The sequence below is a fragment of the Arthrobacter sp. 3Tela_A genome (assembly GCF_049311025.1).
In the GTDB taxonomy this organism is placed as follows: Bacteria; Actinomycetota; Actinomycetes; order Actinomycetales; family Micrococcaceae; genus Arthrobacter_B.
In genome coordinates this window covers 92,270-110,035 of sequence record NZ_JAXIOM010000004.1, presented here as the reverse complement: position 1 = coordinate 110,035, position 17,766 = coordinate 92,270, and the positions used below count along the sequence as shown (strand labels likewise).

Below are 17,766 nucleotides of genomic sequence, written 5' to 3'. Positions count from 1 at the left end.
TCTACTTCGCGGCTGGGAAGTCGAAGAGACTCTCAGAAGGCGCTTATGAGCATTGCTGCACAACCACGTACCACCAGGAACCGCGAGAACGCTGTCACCAGCAGCTATTCAGCCCTGCTGAAGATCATCCGCGACGAAGGGCTGCTCAAGCGGCGCCGTGCCTTTTACATCACCACCTTCGTGTTCCTCTGTGCCGGCCTCATCGCTGCCGGCACCGGCTTCTTCCTCATCGGGGAAAGCTGGTTCCAGCTGCTGATTGCCGCAGCACTTGGCATCCTGTTCACGCAGCTTGCCTTTATTTCCCATGAAGCTTCCCACCGCCAGGTATTTGAGTCCGGCCCCGCGAACGACCGCGCCGGACGCTTCCTCGCCAACGCCGTCGTAGGTATCAGCTACCAGTGGTGGATGAACAAGCACAGCAGGCACCATGCCAACCCGAATACCGTGGGCAAGGACCCGGACATCGAGATGGACACTATTTCCTTCCAGGTGGAACAGGCCGAGACCCGCAAGGGCATTATGGCCTGGATGACCCGCCGCCAGGGGTGGCTGTTCTTCCCGCTGCTGCTGCTTGAAGGCATCAACCTGCACGCCACGTCCATCAAGCACCTGTTCTCCAAGAACAAGGTCAAGGGACGCTACACCGAAATCATCATGGTCTTCCTGCGCCTAGGCCTCTACGTGGCGGCAGTGTTCTACTTCCTGCCGGTCGGCATGGCGTTCGCCTTCCTCGGCGTCCAGCTGGGTGTGTTCGGCGTCTACATGGGCGCCTCGTTCGCTCCGAACCACAAGGGCATGCCGCTGATCCCGCGCGATTCCCGCGTCGACTTCCTCAGCCGCCAGGTTCTCACCTCACGTAACATCACCGGCCGCGGCATGAACACGTTCATGGGCGGACTGAACTACCAGGTGGAGCACCATCTGTTCCCGAGCATGCCGCGCCCGCACCTGGCCCGCGCTTCGGAAATCGTCAAGGAGCACTGCGCCAAGCACAAGATCCCGTACACGGAGGCAACGCTCGTTGAGTCCTACGGCATTGTGGTCAAGTACCTGAACCGCGTCGGCCTCTCCGCCCGGGATCCGTTCGACTGCCCGGTGCGGTCCCAGTACCGGTAGACCGCCTCAGCACAGGTAGAACTGTGCGCCGGTAATCAGCTAAGAGACAATGGACGGCTCCCGAACCGGGAGCCGTCCATTGTTTCGCCGTTTTGCCGCCGGACCTGCAGCAGCCGTCCCGCCTGGGACCGGGGCTGAGTGTGCAGCACCGAATATCAAGTGTCCTGTGTGTCTGCAAGACTGGGGGCATGCCATCAACATCTGTACCCGGACTGCCCGCCGTGAAACGGACCAAGGACCAGGCGATGCACATCGGAGCCAGGCTCGAGGACCGGATCCACGGGTACCGCATGAACGCCGCCCGCAAACGCGGCGGCGTGCAGACGGTGCTCTCCTTCACGGGCTACGGTTCCACTTCCTGGGTGCGGGTGCTGGGCCGCGTGGTGCTGGCCAAACCGGGTAAGCTGTCGGCGCGCAGCGGCGGTTCAGCACAGGCGTTGCGGGACGGTGTGCGCGGCTGGCGCAACTTCATCAGCCCGCCCGTCAACGACGCCGTCGTCCGCATTGAGGTCGGCGAGGAGAAGCACCTGGTAACTGCCGACCGCGGGGGAGTGATCGACGTCGTGCTTCCAGCCTCGCTGGCACCGGGCTGGCAGAGCGTAACCCTCCGCCCGGAAGCGGAACCCGACGCCGCCCCCGTAGCGTCGCCGGTCTACATCGTTGACCCGGCGGCTAAAACCGGTGTCATCTCCGATATTGACGACACCATTATGGTCACGGCCCTGCCGCGTCCCCTGCTGGCAGCCTGGAACACCTTTGTGCTTGATGAGCATGCCCGCACGCCCACTCCGGGCATGGCAGTGCTGATGGACCGGCTCGTGCGGCAAAACGAGGGTGCTCCGGTTTTCTACCTCTCCACCGGTGCCTGGAACGTAGCTCCGACGCTTACCCGTTTTATTACCCGCAACCTGTACCCGGCCGGTCCGCTGCTGCTCACCGACTGGGGTCCCACCCGTGACCGCTGGTTCCGCAGCGGCCCCGAGCACAAGCGCACACAGCTCGAACGGCTGGCAAAGGAGTTTCCGGATGTGAGCTGGCTGCTGATCGGGGACAACGGGCAGCACGACGAAGCCATCTACGCCGAGTTCAGCCGCACCCATCCGGCCAACGTCCGGGCCGTAGCGATCCGCGAGCTGTCCCCGAGCGAGGCGGTGCTGGCCGGCGGCCGTTCCTCCGGGCCGGGCGCCCCGCCGCGGGACATTCCCTGGATCTACGCTCCTGACGGTGCGGGCATGTCCCGGCAGCTGATGGAAAAGGGACTGCTGCCCGACGCCGGCTAGGGCTGGTCTTCCTCGGTGCGGATCGTCCGCATGATCCGCCGCAGGCTCATCGCAAGGGATGCGGTGGCATCCATAGGGGTATCCGGGGACGCCTGGCCGTTCATGGTGGTGACAAGATCCTGGACCGCGTTGACGGCCTCGGTGTATTCCTCGGTGTCCGCATCCCATGTTTCCACCGCTTCGGCGGAGGCGAGCATGGCTCGTTCCAGGGCATCGGCCACCGTTCCAGGAACCGGAGTCTCCTCCGGCGAGGTCCAGATTGCAGTGGCCAGGACCTCCGTCATGTCCTCCACGTAGAGCGTGACGCGTTCCATGGCCCGAAGGGCACGGAAATCCGCATTGACGTCGTGCTGATGGCGTCTGCGGCGCAGGTTGCCATACCGGCTGGAGTCCGCCAGCTGCACAGCTTCGCGGACCTCGCGGCTGAAGGAAATGAGCTCAGTGCGACGGTTGGACCAGTCCTCATGCTCCGGCGGCCAGGACTCGCCCACCGCCATCCCCATCTCCCGCAGCTGGCGCGCCAGGGTCAGGCGCAGCGACGCGAGGCCGTCCACGGCGCCGTTGAGGTGCAGAGGGGGATACAGGACGGTGTTCACGGTCAGGCCGACCAGCACCCCAACGCACATTTGCACTGCATAGCCGTAGGAATAGCCATCGGCATCGTCCCCGCCCAGCACCAGGACGAAGAGCGCGGCCATAGGCAGGTAGTCCCGTCCGGCGCCCAGCCGGGGAATACCGGCCAGCAGCACGCCCAGACCAACGATCAGTGCGATGGTCCAGACGGTGGGCCCGCCAAAGAGCAGTGCAATCAGGGCCAGCCCGATTCCAATGACCAGTCCGATCAGGGTCTGGACGCCGGCGCGGGCTGATCCGGCCACTGTGGGGTACATGCTGACCAGTGCCCCCAGCGGCGCGTAGTAGGGATACTGCGAGGCAACGCCGGGTACCAGCGGGGCAATGCTCCAGGCGATTCCCACGGCTACTGCGGCTTTCACAGCCAGCTGGAACCGGGTGTAGCGCAGCATCCCGGTCAGCCGGTTGGACACAGTCGCCAGCGAGGGTTTGGGCAGGGACTTGCCTCGGAGAGCCATGCCGCAAGTATGCCTGCTGGCCCGTGGGAGCGTCGATTTATGCGGCCTGGCCCACTATTGGGGAACCGACGGCCCTAGTTTCGTGACGTGAGCGGCGGGCCGGGGGAGGGAGAGATGCTGATGCCCTGAAGCACATCGGCCAGCCGGTCCAGGAAGACCCGGGTGCGCGGGCCCTGCCGGTCGTTGATGACCAGCGCGAAGATGGAGCGGGCCAGCCGGATCTCCGGGACATCAAGGACTACGACGCCGCGGCTGTGGTTCAGCATGGCAAGTTCGGGAACCAGCGCAGCCCCGATGCCTGCCGCAGCCATCTGAAGGCTCGCGTTGAAATCGTCGCAGTACGCGGCGACCCTCGGGTGGAGGCTGCAGCTGGCAAACAGCCTTTCGATGACGAGCGCGTCCGGGGTGCCTGGGTGGTGCATGATCCACGGCATGTCCGAGAGCTGTTCAGCGGTGACCTTGGCTCCGGCGCGGATGCCCCACTGTTCGGGCAGCACCACACGGAAGTTGTCATCCCCGAGCCACTGCCGGCTCACTGTTGCCGGCCATGCCAGCCCGCCCTGTCCAACCTGGAACACCAGGGCCACATCCAGTTCCCCGCCGCCGCGGAGCCCCTGGATGGTCTGCCCGGGTTCGGCCACGAAGATCTTCAGGTCGATCCCCAGGTCCTTCCAGTCCGGGGAACCAACCAGCCGGGGGAGGGCGAACGTGGCAAGGCTGGGGAAGATGCCTAGGCGCAGTTCGTGGCCGGTCCCGGCTTCGGCGCGGGCTGCGGCGGCCAGCAGGGCGTCCATGTCGGTGAGGACCTTGGCAGCATGGCGGGACATCACCACGGCGGCCTCCGTAGGGACTGCTGCGCGCGCCGACCGCTCGAAGAGAGTGGTTCCGGTTTCCCGTTCAAGTGCCGACATCTGCTGTGAGACGGCGGAGGCGGTGTAGCCCAGGTGCAGTGCCGCGGCAGCAAAGGAACCGGAGCGCATAACCTCGAGCAGGGTTTTCAGGTGGATCGGATTAACCATGGCTCTTCCTTGCCACCTTCCTCCCCCTCTGTGGTGCCCTGAATCGACGTCGACCACAATATCTAGTGGTAGCAGGCACTACGCGCGACACGCCCAATGGGGACGACACGCGATCATTCATTTAGCCTCACAGCCTGTGCACCCGGTCTCCACAGGCTGTGGAGAAGTGCCGGGCGGCCTGCGGAAATCCACGTAAATCCACGGCCTTGCCTGTGCAGAAACTGTGGACGACGGACGTGTCGAATGACATACTTGTAATACATCATCTTGGGGTAGGGCCTCGGCTGCCGCACTAGATGTTGTGGCTGGATGTAGTATCAATGGACAGACTTCGCATCATCTAGGGGAGACCACCATGACCGTTACGGTTTACACCAAGCCTTCGTGCGTTCAGTGCAACGCCACCTACCGCGCCCTCGATAAGAAGGGCATCGCCTACCAGAGCGTGGACATGTCCCAGGATCCGGAAGCCCTGGAGCGCGTTCGTGCGCTGGGATACATGCAGGCTCCCGTTGTCATCACCGAGCAGGACTCCTGGTCCGGCTTCCGCCCGGACAAGATCGAGGAACTGGCACAGGCCAGTGTCACCTCCGTCGCCTAGGCTGAAATAAGCCTCACCGGTTTGTCCGGGTTCGCCCAGGACAAACCACCAGCACGACCAGCAAGACTTCGCAGTAACCAGCGCAGCAAACCAAGAAGCAGCCAGAACCGTTGTCAAAGAAGCAGGACGCAATGACATTGGGAACCGTGATTCCGGGAGCCGGGGCCGCCGCAGGCCCCGGCGCACTGCACCTCCCGGCAAACCCGGAACCCGGTGAAAACTCGCCGGAACCCAACCCGGTCACCGAGGCGGATCTGGTGTACTTCACCTCGGCGTCGGGCTACACCGGACGGTTCGCCGCGAAACTGGACCGCCCCTCCGCACGGATTCCCCTGCTGACTTCAGCACCAACTCTCCTCGCACGGCGGCCGTACGTGCTGCTGCTGCCCACCTATGGTGGAACGGCAGCCCAGCCGGGAGCCGCCGCCAAGGGCGCGGTACCCAAGCAGGTCATCAAATTTCTGAACGTCGAGGCAAACCGGGCACTGATCCGGGGCGTCATCGGCGCAGGCAACACAAACTTCGGTGAAAACTACTGCCTGGCCGCGGACATTATTTCCGCCAAGTGCCGGGTTCCCGTTTTGTACCGATTTGAACTCATGGGCACGTCCGAGGACGCTGCCAAGGTAAACCAAGGATTGGAAGAGTTTTGGACACATCAGTCGCAGAAGCCGGCATGACGGACTCCAAGGAGCTGCCGGAAGCCTATAAGGGCCTGGGCTATCACGAGCTCAATGCCATGCTGAACCTCTACGGCAAGAACGGTGAGATCCAGTTCGATGCCGACCGTGCGGCTGCACGCCAGTACTTCCTTCAGCACGTCAACAACAACACCGTGTTCTTCCACGACCTGGAAGAGAAGCTGGAATACCTGGTCAAGAACGAGTACTACGAGCGGGAAACCCTCGACCAGTACTCCATGAACTTCATCCGTGAGCTGTACCAGCGCGCGTACAAGAAGAAGTTCCGCTTCGAGACCTTCCTTGGCGCCTTCAAGTTCTACACCTCCTACACGCTGAAGACCTTCGACGGCAAGCGTTACCTGGAGCGATACGAGGACCGTGTGTGCATGGTTGCCCTGCACCTGGCCCGCGGCAACGAGCAGCTGGCCGAGCAGATGGTAGACGAAATCATCGAGGGCCGCTTCCAGCCGGCGACCCCCACCTTCCTGAACGCCGGCAAGAAGCAGCGCGGTGAGCTGGTTTCCTGCTTCCTGCTTCGCATCGAAGACAACATGGAGTCGATCGGCCGTTCCATCAACTCCGCGCTGCAGCTCTCCAAGCGCGGCGGCGGCGTCGCCTTCGCGCTGACCAACATCCGCGAGGTCGGTGCCCCGATCAAGCAGATCGAGAACCAGTCCTCGGGCGTCATCCCCGTGATGAAGCTTCTTGAAGATTCCTTCTCCTACGCCAACCAGCTCGGTGCCCGCCAGGGTGCAGGTGCCGTGTACCTGCACGCCCACCACCCGGACATCAACCGGTTCCTGGACACCAAGCGCGAGAACGCGGACGAAAAGATCCGCATCAAGACCCTCTCCCTCGGCGTCGTCATTCCGGACATCACGTTCGAGCTGGCCAAGCGCGACGAGGACATGTACCTGTTCTCCCCGTACGACGTCGAAAAGGTCTACGGCATGCCGTTCTCCGACGTCTCGGTCACCGAGAAGTACTACGAGATGGTCGATGATTCCCGGATCAAGAAGACCAAGATCAAGGCCCGCGAGTTCTTCCAGACCCTCGCCGAGATCCAGTTCGAATCCGGCTACCCGTACATCATGTTCGAAGACACGGTGAACCGGGAAAACCCGATCGACGGCAAGATCATCATGTCCAACCTGTGCTCGGAGATCCTCCAGGTTTCCCAGCCCACCACGTACAACGATGACCTCTCCTACGACCAGACCGGCAAGGACATCTCCTGCAACCTGGGCTCGCTGAACATTGCGAAGACCATGGATTCCCCGGACTTCGGCCGCACCATCGAAACCGCTATCCGTGCCCTGACCGCTGTCTCGGACATGAGCCACATCGGCTCCGTTCCGTCCATCGCCAAGGGCAACGACCAGTCCCACGCGATTGGCCTTGGCCAGATGAACCTGCACGGTTACCTGGCCCGGGAGCGGGTCCACTACGGTTCCGAAGAAGGCATCGACTTCACGAACATCTACTTCTACACGGTCGTTTACCACGCCGTTCGTGCCTCGAACCTGCTGGCTATTGAAACCGGCCGTACGTTCGCCGGCTTCGAGAAGTCCAAGTACGCCTCGGGCGAGTTCTTCGAGAAGTACGTGAACGGTGAATGGGTTCCGCAGACCGAGCGTGTGCGGGAACTGTTCGAGAACGTGCACATCCCCACCCAGGCCGACTGGGCTGCGCTGCGTGCCTCCGTCATGGAGCACGGCATCTACAACCAGAACCTGCAGGCCGTACCGCCGACCGGCTCGATCTCCTACATCAACAACTCCACCTCCTCCATTCACCCGGTGGCGTCGAAGATCGAGATCCGCAAGGAAGGCAAGCTGGGGCGCGTCTACTACCCGGCTCCGTACCTGACCAACGACAACCTGGAGTACTACCAGGATGCGTATGAAATCGGCTACGAGAAGATCATCGACACCTACGCCGCGGCCACGCAGCACGTGGACCAGGGCCTGTCCCTGACGCTGTTCTTCAAGGACACCGCCACCACGCGTGACATCAACAAGGCGCAGATCTACGCATGGCGCAAGGGCATCAAGACCATCTACTACATCCGCCTGCGCCAGCTCGCCCTGGAAGGCACCGAAGTTGAGGGCTGCGTCAGCTGCATGCTGTAGCCGCCGTCCATCTTCAACTTCTTCAAGACAAGGAAAACAATGACCGAGAAGCTTAAGCTGATCGACCACGTGCAGGCGATCAACTGGAACCGCATCCAGGACGATAAGGACGTAGAAGTCTGGAACCGCCTGGTGAACAACTTCTGGCTGCCTGAGAAGGTGCCCCTGTCCAACGACGTCCAGTCGTGGAACACGCTGACCCCGGAAGAGCAGCAGCTGACCATGCGCGTGTTCACCGGCCTGACCCTGCTGGACACCGTGCAGGCCACGGTCGGCGCCGTCTCGCTAATCCCCGATGCGCTTACCCCGCACGAGGAAGCGGTCTACACGAACATCGCGTTCATGGAGTCCGTCCACGCAAAGAGCTACTCGTCGATCTTCTCCACGCTGTGCTCCACCAAGGAGATCGAAGAGGCCTTCCGGTGGTCCACGGAGAACGAGAACCTCCAGAAGAAGGCGCACATCGTCACGGATTACTACCGCGGCGATGATCCCCTGAAGCGCAAGGTGGCCTCCACCCTGCTGGAGTCCTTCCTCTTCTACTCCGGCTTCTACCTGCCGATGTACTGGTCCTCCCGGGCCAAGCTGACAAACACTGCCGACCTGATCCGCCTGATCATCCGTGATGAGGCTGTGCACGGCTACTACATCGGCTACAAGTTCCAGCGTGGCCTGGAGACTGTTTCCGAAGAGCGCCGCCAGGAGCTGAAGGACTACACGTACGAACTGCTGTATGAGCTGTACGAGAACGAAGTCCAGTACACGCACGACCTGTACGACGGCGTCGGGCTGGCTGAGGACGTCAAGAAGTTCCTGCACTACAACGCCAACAAGGCCCTGATGAACCTGGGCTACGAGGCCATGTTCCCGTCCACCCTGACGGACGTGAATCCGGCCATCCTTTCGGCGCTGTCCCCGAATGCGGATGAGAACCACGACTTCTTCTCCGGCTCGGGCTCTTCCTACGTGATCGGCAAGGCCGTGAACACTGAAGACGAGGACTGGGACTTCTAGTTTCCCGAGAAGCTTCTTTCACAGGGACGCCGCAGCGGGCTTCGCAGCCTGCTGCGGCGTAGCTGTTTAACGAAGCGCTGCTGTGGTTAGTCCGGTGTATCCAGCGCACATGGGTAGTTCTGCCCATGCGCCACCCTTGACCGGTCCGAGCCCTTTCGTTTGGATGGGGCCTTGTCAACGGCCAGGCTGTACCCAGGGGGATCATGAAGTTCGACATGCACCAGACCCCCGGCCCGCCGCCGTCCGCGGGAGGCGAGGGGAACTTCGATGTCACCCCGTCAGTCATCGGCTCGGTACTCTCCGACGTGGCCCGCCAGTCCGAGACAAACGAGACCATGGCAAGGGCCCTGGAAACCGCCGCCGCGAACATAGCCTCCGCGGCCCAGGCCTGGCCGGTCGCCGAACAGCTGTCCGGACTGAACACCTATGTGCTCCAGCGAAGCATGCTCATCATCGAGACCCGGATGCGGAACAACATCACCGCGGTCACCGACGTCGTAAACATCCTTCTCACCGCCGACCAGGAGATGAGCGGCACCGCCCGGACCAGCAGTGCACAGGCAGCGCAGGCCGCCATCATGGATGACCCGCTGGCAAACCCCCCAACGCCCCGACACGGGCCGGCCCCGGGTTGTGGATCCAGTGATCGCCCAGTGCGGTGACGGGTCCGCAGCCATTGACCTCGTCAGTTTTGAATCCCAGTTCCCGGACACGGACGGCGTCCGCGAACACACTGTCACCCTGCTCTACGCTGCCCGCACCGTCCAGGAAGCCACCGCTGAGAGCACCACGACCTGGTCGGCCCTGCAAAACCCCGGCGTGTATACGGCTCCCGGCCAGGAGAACGTGTACAGCGCCATGGTCCCGGTCACGAACGCCGCCAATGCGCTGCTCGAGGACGTCGAGACAGCCGCAGCCGCCCTGCGCCGGTACGCCGACGAGGCAGCCGAGATCAAGACCCGGTACCTGACCACGGTGAAGCCGGAGGCGCAGGCCTTCATGGCCGAAACCGCCGGTGACCCGGAATGGAACACCGACCGGGCCATGACGGACAAGCAGGACCGGATCCTCGGGTCCCTGACAGCCCTGACCATGGAGCTGGAGGAGACCCAGCGCCGGTGCGCAAACGCCCTCGGAGGGATCTGGGGAGGGGCAACCTATGGTGCCGCTGATGAGACAGGACGTGCCGGGGCAGGGGAGAGGGCCTTCGGGCTGACCGGCGGTGCGTACGAGGCCATGGGCGAGGCGAACCTGCTCAGCTGGGGCAACAACGCCGAATGGAACTACACGGGTTTCAAACAGGGCTCCATCCCGCAGGGCATGATGTTCGGCTTCATGGACGGCGCCAGGGATACGGTCGAGTTCGCCGGGTCGCTGCTGTTCATCCGCGGAGCCGAGAAAGGCCAGGAAGCGTGGGCCGGGCTGGGGGACCTGGTGGTCACCATGGGATTTGCCACCCATTTCGGGCCCCTGGGCGATACAGCGCGCGCCAAACTCTGGGACATGGGCGGCGACGCGATCGGCCTGGACATGTGGGAGACCGATCCTGCCCGCGCCGGCGGCCGCAACATCTTCGACATCGCCACGATCCTCATTCCCGGCGGGCTCGCCGCCAAAGCCCTCAAGGTCGGTGACCTGGGTTCGGTCCGGCCACACGCCCCAGGCCACGCACCGCACCGCCCAGCACCCTCAGCGCAGAATTCTGGTAGACGGCCCGCAGGCATTTTCGCGGGACTGCAGCCGTCGTTCGCGGGCATCCCCGATACGTGGCTGGCTGACTCGAGTACCTCCGTCTGGCGCAGCGAAGCAGTGGACCCCAACAGCCGCGGCAGTTCAGGAGGCACTGGCAGCAGCTCCGGAACTCCGGCAGCAGATGGTCCGCCCCGTTACGGAGTCCGGATGCCTAACCTCAACGATCCGCGGCCCGGATATGTCGGCCGGGCGCCGGACATGCAGCCCCAACTGGGGGAGACCGGCATCGGCGGCGGCTCCTGGAACTACACCACCGCACAAGATCACGGAGGACCGTACCAGCAGTTCATCACCGGCGTTGATCCCGTGGACGGCAAATGGCTCGAGTACATGTTCCCGGTCGAGAAGACGACACCGAATTCGAAGGGCGAAGTCAGCTTCGACGGATACATCCCCGATCCAGGTCCGCCGCCGCTGCACCGTTTTCAGGAGTCCAAGGGCTACTACGCCTGGATGGCCAATATCGGGGGGCGTTTCGAGAAGCAGCTGAATGCCTGGTTCGAAGGCCAATTCGCCAGGCAAGTCAGAGCGCTCGAAGACATACCCAACGCTCGGCTGGAATGGAACTTTGACGACAAAACAGTTGCCGACGCGTTCCGGAAACGGGTCATGCAGGACGCCGACGCCTACGAAATGCTCGAGTCGGGACGTCTGACCATCAACTGGGTCCCCATGCCAAAAGACAGGTAGGTTGAACTCCGTGAAGACAGTCAGGGAAATGCTCGGCCAGCACAGCGAGGACACTTTCGTGGGTCTTGGCTGGAACGGCCGTGAAGAGACTCAGCTCGAAGCAGCCACACGCCTTGTTGCCAGCATGGTGCTGCTCTCTGAGCTCACCGGGCTGCAGTGGTGGCGGGATACAGAGCCGCTGGAGAGCCGCTCAGCACATTTTGCGACAGTACCCCCGGACGTAAACGCAGTCGCCGACCTCCTCCGAGAGGAAGTCCGGTTGGACTGGGGCGAGACTGCATCATCGTTTTCCGCCATCCTGAGTGCGACTGACCCGGCAGAAGGGGAACCGGCCTTGGCCCAACTTCACGCGTCGGTGGGATCTCCGGTCGACAAATGGAACAAGGTACAGATCTCACTCTCGGAAGACTTCCCTATGGGTTCTCCTGCGCAGGCCACAAGATGGTTCGCGGAGCTGGTCCGGATCTGGCAGCCTGATTTCGCCAGACTGACGAACATCGCGGTGCTGGAGAACAGGGTCTTCACCCGGGCTTCCTATATTTCGTGGACCTCAAGCAATGCTTACGCTGAGCCGGAAACCCGGATGGATGTGCGGTTCCCGTTTGGAGACGGCACTCTTAGCGTGGCGCGGGGATGGACGGTTGAAGGGGTCACCGCGCTCGACCGGGAACTCGAATCCGCCGGCGCCCCGAGGCTGTCCAAACGCCCGAAGAAGCAGGACGTTCCGCAGTTTCCGGACGCGCTTCCCGCAGGTTTGGCAGCCCTGGACCGTGAGGTGGAGCTGGCACCGCAGGGCGCCTGAGCGGTAGTTAGGGGCAGCCGGCGAACCTATGCACATTCGCTCCTCCTGCCGAGGCCGGGGAGTAGGGGCTGACGCTATCCTCGGGGCATGACGGACAGCCCGGGATCAACTGGGTCCCCATGCCGAACAACGGGTAGGTTGAGCGCTGTGAGGACCGTGAAGGATGTTTTTGGAGACGCGTGCGAAGACACGTACGCGAACCTCAACTGGGCCGGACGCGAGGAAAGCCTCGAATCCTCTGCCCGGCGACTCGCCGCGTCCATGTCCCTTCTGTCCGGCCTCACAGGACTGCAGTGGTACCGCGACGCTGAAGACCTGCAGAGCCGAACCTCAAACTTTGTGCCTGTCCCGGCTGACCCGGCCGTCCTCGTCGGAATTCTCCGGACGCAGCTCTTCACCAACTGGGGAGACACAGCTGCCACCTTCCGGTTCCTCCTGAGCCGTGACACGCCTTCCCTGGGCAACGCGGAGGCGGCGGCTCTGTCCGGTTCCGTGGGATCAGCAGCAGACAGCTGGAACCAGATACAGCTGGAGCTTGCAGATGATTTCCCCCTCGGCGGCCCCGTTGAGACAGCTGCCCTGTTCGCTGAGCTGGTCCGCGTCTGGCAGCCTGACCATGCCAGGCTGAGCAATTCCGCAGCTCAGAAAGAGCTCGTGATGACCCGGGCGGCATACCTGTCCTGGACGTCGAACAAGGCCTATGCGGAACCGGTGAGCGACCTCGAAGTCAGTGTCCCGTTCGGGGACGGGAGCCTTCGCGCGGCAAGGGTATGGACTCCTGGACATGTCGTCGCCCTGAATGCCGAGCTGGCAGCGGCAGGTGCACCAAGCTTCAGCAAGCGCCCAGCACAGCAGGATCCGCCGCAGTTCCCGTCTGATACCCCCGATTTGGCCAGGGTGTTATCCACAGTCGCTGTTCCTGCCGCGGCGGGGGAGTAGTAGCCGGCGGATTCCTTACCGCAAGGTCCATGGCCATATCCGCGGAAGGGTCATGCAATAGCCCGAGCTCTTCGGCTGACGACTCGTGGTCCATGATCAGCCAGCCCAACAGGCTGCCCGTGCCGAAAGACGGGTAGGTTGAACTTCGTGAAGACTGTTAAGGAAATCTTCGGAGCCGAGAGCCGGGCCGCCATTAGCCTCGGCTGGAACGGCCGCGAGGAGGGCTGCGAATCCTCGTCTGCCCGTCTGTCCGCGGCTCTGGTACTCCTGTCAGAAAAAACAGGGATGAGCTGGTACCGCGACACCGAAGACCTGATGAGCAGAAAAGCGACCTTTGTGGTCGTGCCGACCAGCCCGGATGTCCTTGCCGATCTCCTCCAGGAGAACCGCGACCTGGAATGGGGTGAAACGGCAACGTCCTTCACTGCGTTTCTGAGCTCCGGGCCGGAAGGTGACGACTTGCCGGCGGCAGCCCGGATCCACATTACATGTGGCTCACCGTTGGACCGCTGGAACAAGATTCACATGGCCTTGGACGATGTCTTCCCCCTCGGCTCCGTTTCCGACTCAGCGGCCATGTTCGCTGAAGTCGTTCGCATCTGGCAGCCCGACTACGCCCGGCTCAGTACCTCGGAAGTAAATTCAACGCTGCCGCTGACCAGGGCCTCCTACATTTCCTGGACCTCTGCCAAGGCCTACACCGAGCCGGAGATCGACGGGGAAGTCGCTTTCCCCTTTGGAGACGGCACACTGAGGGTCGCTCGGGAATGGACGGTGGAAAGCATCGTCGTACTCAACAGGGAACTGACGGAAGCAGGCGCGCCGAAACTGTCCAAGCGCCCCAAGAAACAGGACACTCCTCGGTTCCCGGACGGTCTTCCCGCGGGTTTGGAAGCCCTGGACCGTGAGGTGGAGCTGGCACCGCAGGGCAGCTGACCCCAGTGCGATGAACCGGGTGAAGCTCCTAATCCCTCGGAGGTTTCCGCCGCTGCTGCTTTGTGTCTGACCGCTGTTTTTTTGCATCGAGGCGCCGGAAGTTGGAGCCGCGGGTGGGTTTGGTCCGGCGGCGCGAGGCAGGCCCTGGTGCCAGTGCCTCAGCCACCAGCTCGGTAAGTTTGGCCAGGGCGATTTCCCGGTTACGCAGCTGGGAGCGCTGTTCGGAAGCAGTCACGACCAGTGCACCACCAATCAGACGGCTCTTTAGCCGCTGCAGCAGCCGCGCGCGCTGGTCATCGGACAGCGCCGCTGAGCCGGCGACGTTCCAGGACAAGGCGACGCGGCTGTCCGTTGTGTTCACGTGCTGGCCGCCCGGTCCGGATGAACGGGAGAAGCGCCACACGAGTTCCGCTGCGGGGATCGTCAGTGCAGGCGATACCGGTAAGTCCATGGATCCAGCCTTGCATGAAAGCGCTGAGGCCGCTTCGCTGCGGAGTCACAGATGACATCGAATAAACACGCTTTTCAGACGCCGCACTAGTGTGAGGGAAAAGAAGGTTCCCATCATCTGGAAAGCGAATTGAGCGGTGAATATCGGTATGGAGGAATTCGACACAATTGTCGTGGGCGCCGGAGTGTCGGGCCTCAGCGCTGCCCGGACGCTCGCGGCCAAGGGCCAGCGGGTCGTGGTGCTCGAGGCGCGGGACCGCATTGGCGGCCGGCTGCATACCGAACGCCTCGACGGCCGGATCACGGACCTCGGAGCCTCCTGGATCCACGGGATCGACGGCGGGCCGCTGCACGCACTCACGTGCACCTTCGGCATGGCCGACGCCGAGTTCACGGTCGGCAGCTACCAGCCCGGCGGCCGGCCCATCGCCTACTACAGGCCTGACGGCGCCCGGCTCTCCGACAGTGCCGCCGAACAGTTCATCGACGACGCCGCCCGCGTGGAAGTCCAGCTCACCGCCGTCATCGAGGCCCTTCCGCCGGGCGCCTGCTACGCGGACGCGGCCCGCACCGCCGTCGCACAGGTGGCCGACGCCGAAGGCTGGGACCCGGAGCGCGCCGCACGCGTCGTCGAATACCTGGATCACCGCTCCGAGGAACAGTACGGTGCCGACTCGCGCGTGCTCGACGCCCACGGACTGGAGGACGAAGTCATTCTCGGCGACGAGGTGGTTTTCCCGGGCGGGTACGACCAGCTGGCCTCAAACCTCGCGGCAGGGCTCGACGTGCGCCTTGAACACGTGGTGGCCCGCGTCCTGCGGCCCGGAGCCGCAGGGGTGGAGTCCGGCGTCGTGGTGGAGACGAACCGGGGAACCTTCACTGCTGCCCAGACGGTCATCACAGTTTCGATCGGAGTCCTGCAGTCGGAACGCATCGCCTTTGACCCGCCGCTGCCCCAGCTGGTCACCGAGGCGGTCTCCAAGTTTCGGATGAACGCCTTCGAGAAGGTCTTCCTGCGGTTCCCGGAACGGTTCTGGGATGAGGGTGTGTATGCCGTCCGCCGCCAGGGCGGGGCAGCAAAGTGGTGGCATTCCTGGTACGACCTGACGGACATCTCCGGTGAGCCGACGCTGCTGACGTTCGCGGCAGGGGAGTGCGCGCAGGACATCCAGGGATGGTCCGACGAGCGAGTGGTGGATTCGGTCATGGCATCCCTGAGAGAGATCTACGGTTACCGCGTCCCCGACCCCGTGCACGCAAGGATCACGGACTGGCAGGGGGATGAGTGGGCCGGCGGAGCCTACGCCTACATGACGCGCGGCTGCACCGCGGAGGATCACACGCGCCTGGCTGAACCGATCGACGGAGTGCTGCACCTGGCTGGGGAAGCTACCTGGGAAGCTGATCCAGCCACCGTGAATGCGGCCCTGTGCTCAGGACACCGCGCCGCTGTTCGGATACTCGCAGCGGAGATTCCGTACTCGGTGCTCTCTGAGGCAGTGCCCTGCGGTGCTGACCCTGCGAACGCTCCGGCCTAAAACAGTCCGACGCCGGCACATTACAGGCGGGGCAGGCCTTTGGGACCGGGTCCGTCCCGCCGCCGGTTTTCGCGTCGATGCTGCTCCACGCCGCCGGATTGTGGGAAAGTTGCGGTGGAGGAAGAAATGCCGCGCCAGCTCGTCAAGACACACATTGCCCTCATCGGGTGTGTCTGTCTCTGCCTGCTGGGATATCTGTCCTGGTTCGAGTCGCAGGCCCAGCAGGCTTCGGCCCAAACCGCAGGGCTGGACTTTGATTCCCCGGACAGCCTCACGGTCGTCGTCAATAAAAACCGTCCACTGGCGGACCGGGCGTACGTACCGGCGGACCTGCATGACGGGCCGGGAGTGCTGCTGCGCCCCGAGGCGGCAGCTGCCTACGACCAGCTGAGTGCGGATGCTGCGGCTGCCGGCATCGGTATTACCGCTGTCAGCGGGTTCCGGACTGCCGAGGACCAGGCCCACATCCATTTCTCCTACTCGGCGACCTACGGGGATGCTGCAGCGGACGCGATTTCAGCCCGGCCGGGACACAGCGAACACCAGACCGGCCTGGCCGTGGATATTGGCAACGCGGACGGAACCTGCGCCCTCGAGGCCTGTTTCGAAGCGACGCCTGCCGGCGCCTGGGCTGCGGAGAACGCCCACCGGTACGGCTTCGTCATCCGCTATCCCGCGGGCCGGGAAACCGTGACCGGCTTCGCCTACGAGCCATGGCACCTGCGTTTTGTAGGTACTGACCTGGCCAATGAGCTGCACAAAACCGGCAGAACCCTGGAAGAATTCGCCGGCCTGCCTGCTGCCCCGAACTACTGAGCGTTCGCGTCAGGCGCTCCGTCCTGCCTACCCGGCCGACGCCGCGGACCGCCCGGCTTCCAGGGCAGCCACCACGCCGCCGTCGACCAGCAGGTCCACGCCGGTGATGAAGGACGCGTCGCTGCTGATCAGGAACGCGGCAGCATTCGCAATGTCTCCGGGTGTTCCAACCCGGCCCGTTCCCGAGCCGTCGATCATTGCCCGCATCTGCGCCCCGGACTCGCCGGCGAGCTCCTGCTGGCCCATCGGCGTCGAAATCACGCCCGGACTGATGCTGTTGACCCGGGCGCCGCGGGCACCCCAGCGCAGGCTCGCGGACTGCACCCGCACCTGGTTGGCACGCTTCGCCGCCGAGTAGGCGTATCCCGGGTTGTCGATGCCGGTCACAAAAGGCAGGCCCAGCAGATCGTCCGCCGGTTTGGCGGCCAGTTCCGCCAGCGCATCCGGGGGAATGCTGCCGCCGGCCATGTACGCGGACATCGAGGAGATCACCACTCCGGCCCCGCCGGCGGCAATGACCTTCTCGAATTCCTCCAGCACCACTGCCACCCCGTAGAGGTCCACCTTCCAGATCGCCTCAGCAGGTGCCTGGGCGGGGGAGAGCCCGGCAGTATGCACGACGGCGGTGACCCGGCCCAGTTCCCGGGCGGTGGCTGCGAGCGCGGCCACCGAGTTCCGCGAGGAGACGTCCACGCCGGAGGATTCGACGTCGTATCCGTCCGCGAGCGCCGCATCCACGGCGTCCTGGAGCAGGGCTTCGTTGAAGTCGGCCAGCAGTATTTTGCGGCCGGCTCCGCACCGGCGCACCACCGCCATCCCCATGCCACCCGCTCCGATGACAACCAGCACGTCAGCTGACATGATCCGCTCCGCTCCCTAGGTTGTTCCCAGTCTTCCCCGCCAGCCG

17 protein-coding genes are annotated in these 17,766 nt (G+C 63.7%); 13 read left to right on the top strand and 4 right to left on the bottom strand.

Annotated elements, in window-relative coordinates:
- Positions 1 to 45: 45 nt before the first annotated feature.
- Both TVC13_RS02795 and TVC13_RS02790 read left to right on the top strand, forming a co-directional pair.
- Positions 46 to 1,116 (top strand): fatty acid desaturase family protein, encoded by a 1,071-nt coding sequence (locus TVC13_RS02795; RefSeq protein ID WP_422399720.1) that lies wholly within the window; start codon positions 46 to 48, stop codon positions 1,114 to 1,116.
- 188 nt (positions 1,117 to 1,304) lie between these two features.
- Positions 1,305 to 2,396, top strand: a complete 1,092-nt coding sequence (locus TVC13_RS02790; RefSeq protein WP_422399719.1) for an App1 family protein — start codon at positions 1,305 to 1,307, stop codon at positions 2,394 to 2,396.
- Here the strand turns inward: TVC13_RS02790 and TVC13_RS02785 are convergent.
- Positions 2,393 to 3,487, bottom strand: a complete 1,095-nt coding sequence (locus TVC13_RS02785) for an FUSC family protein (protein ID WP_422399718.1) — start codon at positions 3,485 to 3,487, stop codon at positions 2,393 to 2,395. The two genes, TVC13_RS02790 and TVC13_RS02785, sit on opposite strands and share 4 nt — an antisense overlap.
- 74 nt (positions 3,488 to 3,561) lie before the next feature.
- The gene (locus tag TVC13_RS02780; protein WP_422399717.1) at positions 3,562 to 4,506 is read right to left on the bottom strand and encodes a LysR family transcriptional regulator; all 945 of its coding nucleotides are present in this window, start codon (positions 4,504 to 4,506) and stop codon (positions 3,562 to 3,564) included.
- Positions 4,507 to 4,861: 355 nt separating this feature from the next.
- On the opposite strand from TVC13_RS02780, the gene nrdH reads away from it, so the two are divergent.
- The 9 genes from nrdH to TVC13_RS02735 all read left to right on the top strand — a co-directional run bounded on the left by nrdH (position 4,862) and on the right by TVC13_RS02735 (position 14,055).
- Entirely contained in the window at positions 4,862 to 5,107 is a 246-nt protein-coding gene (gene nrdH / locus TVC13_RS02775) for a glutaredoxin-like protein NrdH (protein WP_055240898.1), read from the top strand.
- 131 nt (positions 5,108 to 5,238) lie between these two features.
- Complete coding sequence (nrdI, locus tag TVC13_RS02770; protein ID WP_422399716.1) at positions 5,239 to 5,787, top strand: class Ib ribonucleoside-diphosphate reductase assembly flavoprotein NrdI; 549 nt, start codon at positions 5,239 to 5,241, stop codon at positions 5,785 to 5,787.
- Positions 5,784 to 7,922, top strand: coding sequence for a class 1b ribonucleoside-diphosphate reductase subunit alpha (gene nrdE / locus TVC13_RS02765; protein WP_422399740.1), 2,139 nt, complete (start codon positions 5,784 to 5,786; stop codon positions 7,920 to 7,922). Before nrdI ends, nrdE begins: the two co-directional genes overlap by 4 nt.
- Before the next feature lie 39 nt (positions 7,923 to 7,961).
- Complete coding sequence (nrdF, locus tag TVC13_RS02760) at positions 7,962 to 8,936, top strand: class 1b ribonucleoside-diphosphate reductase subunit beta (RefSeq protein ID WP_091604277.1); 975 nt, start codon at positions 7,962 to 7,964, stop codon at positions 8,934 to 8,936.
- A gap of 203 nt (positions 8,937 to 9,139) precedes the next feature.
- Complete coding sequence (locus tag TVC13_RS02755) at positions 9,140 to 9,598, top strand: DUF6507 family protein (protein WP_422399715.1); 459 nt, start codon at positions 9,140 to 9,142, stop codon at positions 9,596 to 9,598.
- Positions 9,579 to 11,378: a hypothetical protein gene (locus tag TVC13_RS02750; RefSeq protein ID WP_422399714.1), complete on the top strand. Its 1,800-nt coding sequence runs from the start codon at positions 9,579 to 9,581 to the stop codon at positions 11,376 to 11,378. The genes TVC13_RS02755 and TVC13_RS02750 overlap by 20 nt, the downstream gene beginning before the upstream one ends.
- Before the next feature lie 10 nt (positions 11,379 to 11,388).
- The gene (locus TVC13_RS02745; protein ID WP_422399713.1) at positions 11,389 to 12,180 is read left to right on the top strand and encodes a hypothetical protein; all 792 of its coding nucleotides are present in this window, start codon (positions 11,389 to 11,391) and stop codon (positions 12,178 to 12,180) included.
- A 147-nt stretch (positions 12,181 to 12,327) separates the two neighbouring features.
- The gene (locus tag TVC13_RS02740) at positions 12,328 to 13,119 is read left to right on the top strand and encodes a hypothetical protein (protein ID WP_422399712.1); all 792 of its coding nucleotides are present in this window, start codon (positions 12,328 to 12,330) and stop codon (positions 13,117 to 13,119) included.
- A gap of 147 nt (positions 13,120 to 13,266) precedes the next feature.
- Entirely contained in the window at positions 13,267 to 14,055 is a 789-nt protein-coding gene (locus TVC13_RS02735) for a hypothetical protein (protein ID WP_422399711.1), read from the top strand.
- 28 nt (positions 14,056 to 14,083) lie between these two features.
- Here TVC13_RS02735 and arfB read toward each other — a convergent pair whose 3' ends face one another.
- A complete protein-coding gene (gene arfB / locus TVC13_RS02730; RefSeq protein ID WP_422399710.1) occupies positions 14,084 to 14,506 on the bottom strand; it encodes an alternative ribosome rescue aminoacyl-tRNA hydrolase ArfB in 423 nt (140 codons plus the stop codon).
- Between the two features lie 148 nt (positions 14,507 to 14,654).
- Here arfB and TVC13_RS02725 point away from each other — a divergent pair, with 148 nt between their 5' ends.
- Together TVC13_RS02725 and TVC13_RS02720 are read left to right on the top strand one after the other, a co-directional pair.
- A complete protein-coding gene (locus TVC13_RS02725) occupies positions 14,655 to 16,043 on the top strand; it encodes a flavin monoamine oxidase family protein (protein ID WP_422399709.1) in 1,389 nt (462 codons plus the stop codon).
- 126 nt (positions 16,044 to 16,169) lie between these two features.
- Entirely contained in the window at positions 16,170 to 16,859 is a 690-nt protein-coding gene (locus TVC13_RS02720) for a M15 family metallopeptidase (protein WP_422399708.1), read from the top strand.
- Between the two features lie 27 nt (positions 16,860 to 16,886).
- Here TVC13_RS02720 and TVC13_RS02715 read toward each other — a convergent pair whose 3' ends face one another.
- A complete protein-coding gene (locus tag TVC13_RS02715) occupies positions 16,887 to 17,720 on the bottom strand; it encodes an SDR family oxidoreductase (RefSeq protein WP_422399707.1) in 834 nt (277 codons plus the stop codon).
- Positions 17,721 to 17,766 lie beyond the last annotated feature (46 nt).

Coding starts and splice junctions, on each gene's coding strand:
- nrdH (WP_055240898.1), top strand. CDS start 4,862: ATGACCGTTACGGTTTACACCAAGCCTTCGTGCGTTCAGTGCAACGCC.
- nrdI (WP_422399716.1), top strand. CDS start 5,239: ATGACATTGGGAACCGTGATTCCGGGAGCCGGGGCCGCCGCAGGCCCC.
- TVC13_RS02795 (WP_422399720.1), top strand. CDS start 46: ATGAGCATTGCTGCACAACCACGTACCACCAGGAACCGCGAGAACGCT.
- TVC13_RS02780 (WP_422399717.1), bottom strand. CDS start 4,506: ATGGTTAATCCGATCCACCTGAAAACCCTGCTCGAGGTTATGCGCTCC.
- arfB (WP_422399710.1), bottom strand. CDS start 14,506: ATGGACTTACCGGTATCGCCTGCACTGACGATCCCCGCAGCGGAACTC.
- nrdE (WP_422399740.1), top strand. CDS start 5,784: ATGACGGACTCCAAGGAGCTGCCGGAAGCCTATAAGGGCCTGGGCTAT.
- TVC13_RS02725 (WP_422399709.1), top strand. CDS start 14,655: ATGGAGGAATTCGACACAATTGTCGTGGGCGCCGGAGTGTCGGGCCTC.
- TVC13_RS02785 (WP_422399718.1), bottom strand. CDS start 3,487: ATGGCTCTCCGAGGCAAGTCCCTGCCCAAACCCTCGCTGGCGACTGTG.
- TVC13_RS02720 (WP_422399708.1), top strand. CDS start 16,170: ATGCCGCGCCAGCTCGTCAAGACACACATTGCCCTCATCGGGTGTGTC.
- TVC13_RS02755 (WP_422399715.1), top strand. CDS start 9,140: ATGAAGTTCGACATGCACCAGACCCCCGGCCCGCCGCCGTCCGCGGGA.
- TVC13_RS02715 (WP_422399707.1), bottom strand. CDS start 17,720: ATGTCAGCTGACGTGCTGGTTGTCATCGGAGCGGGTGGCATGGGGATG.
- nrdF (WP_091604277.1), top strand. CDS start 7,962: ATGACCGAGAAGCTTAAGCTGATCGACCACGTGCAGGCGATCAACTGG.
- TVC13_RS02790 (WP_422399719.1), top strand. CDS start 1,305: ATGCCATCAACATCTGTACCCGGACTGCCCGCCGTGAAACGGACCAAG.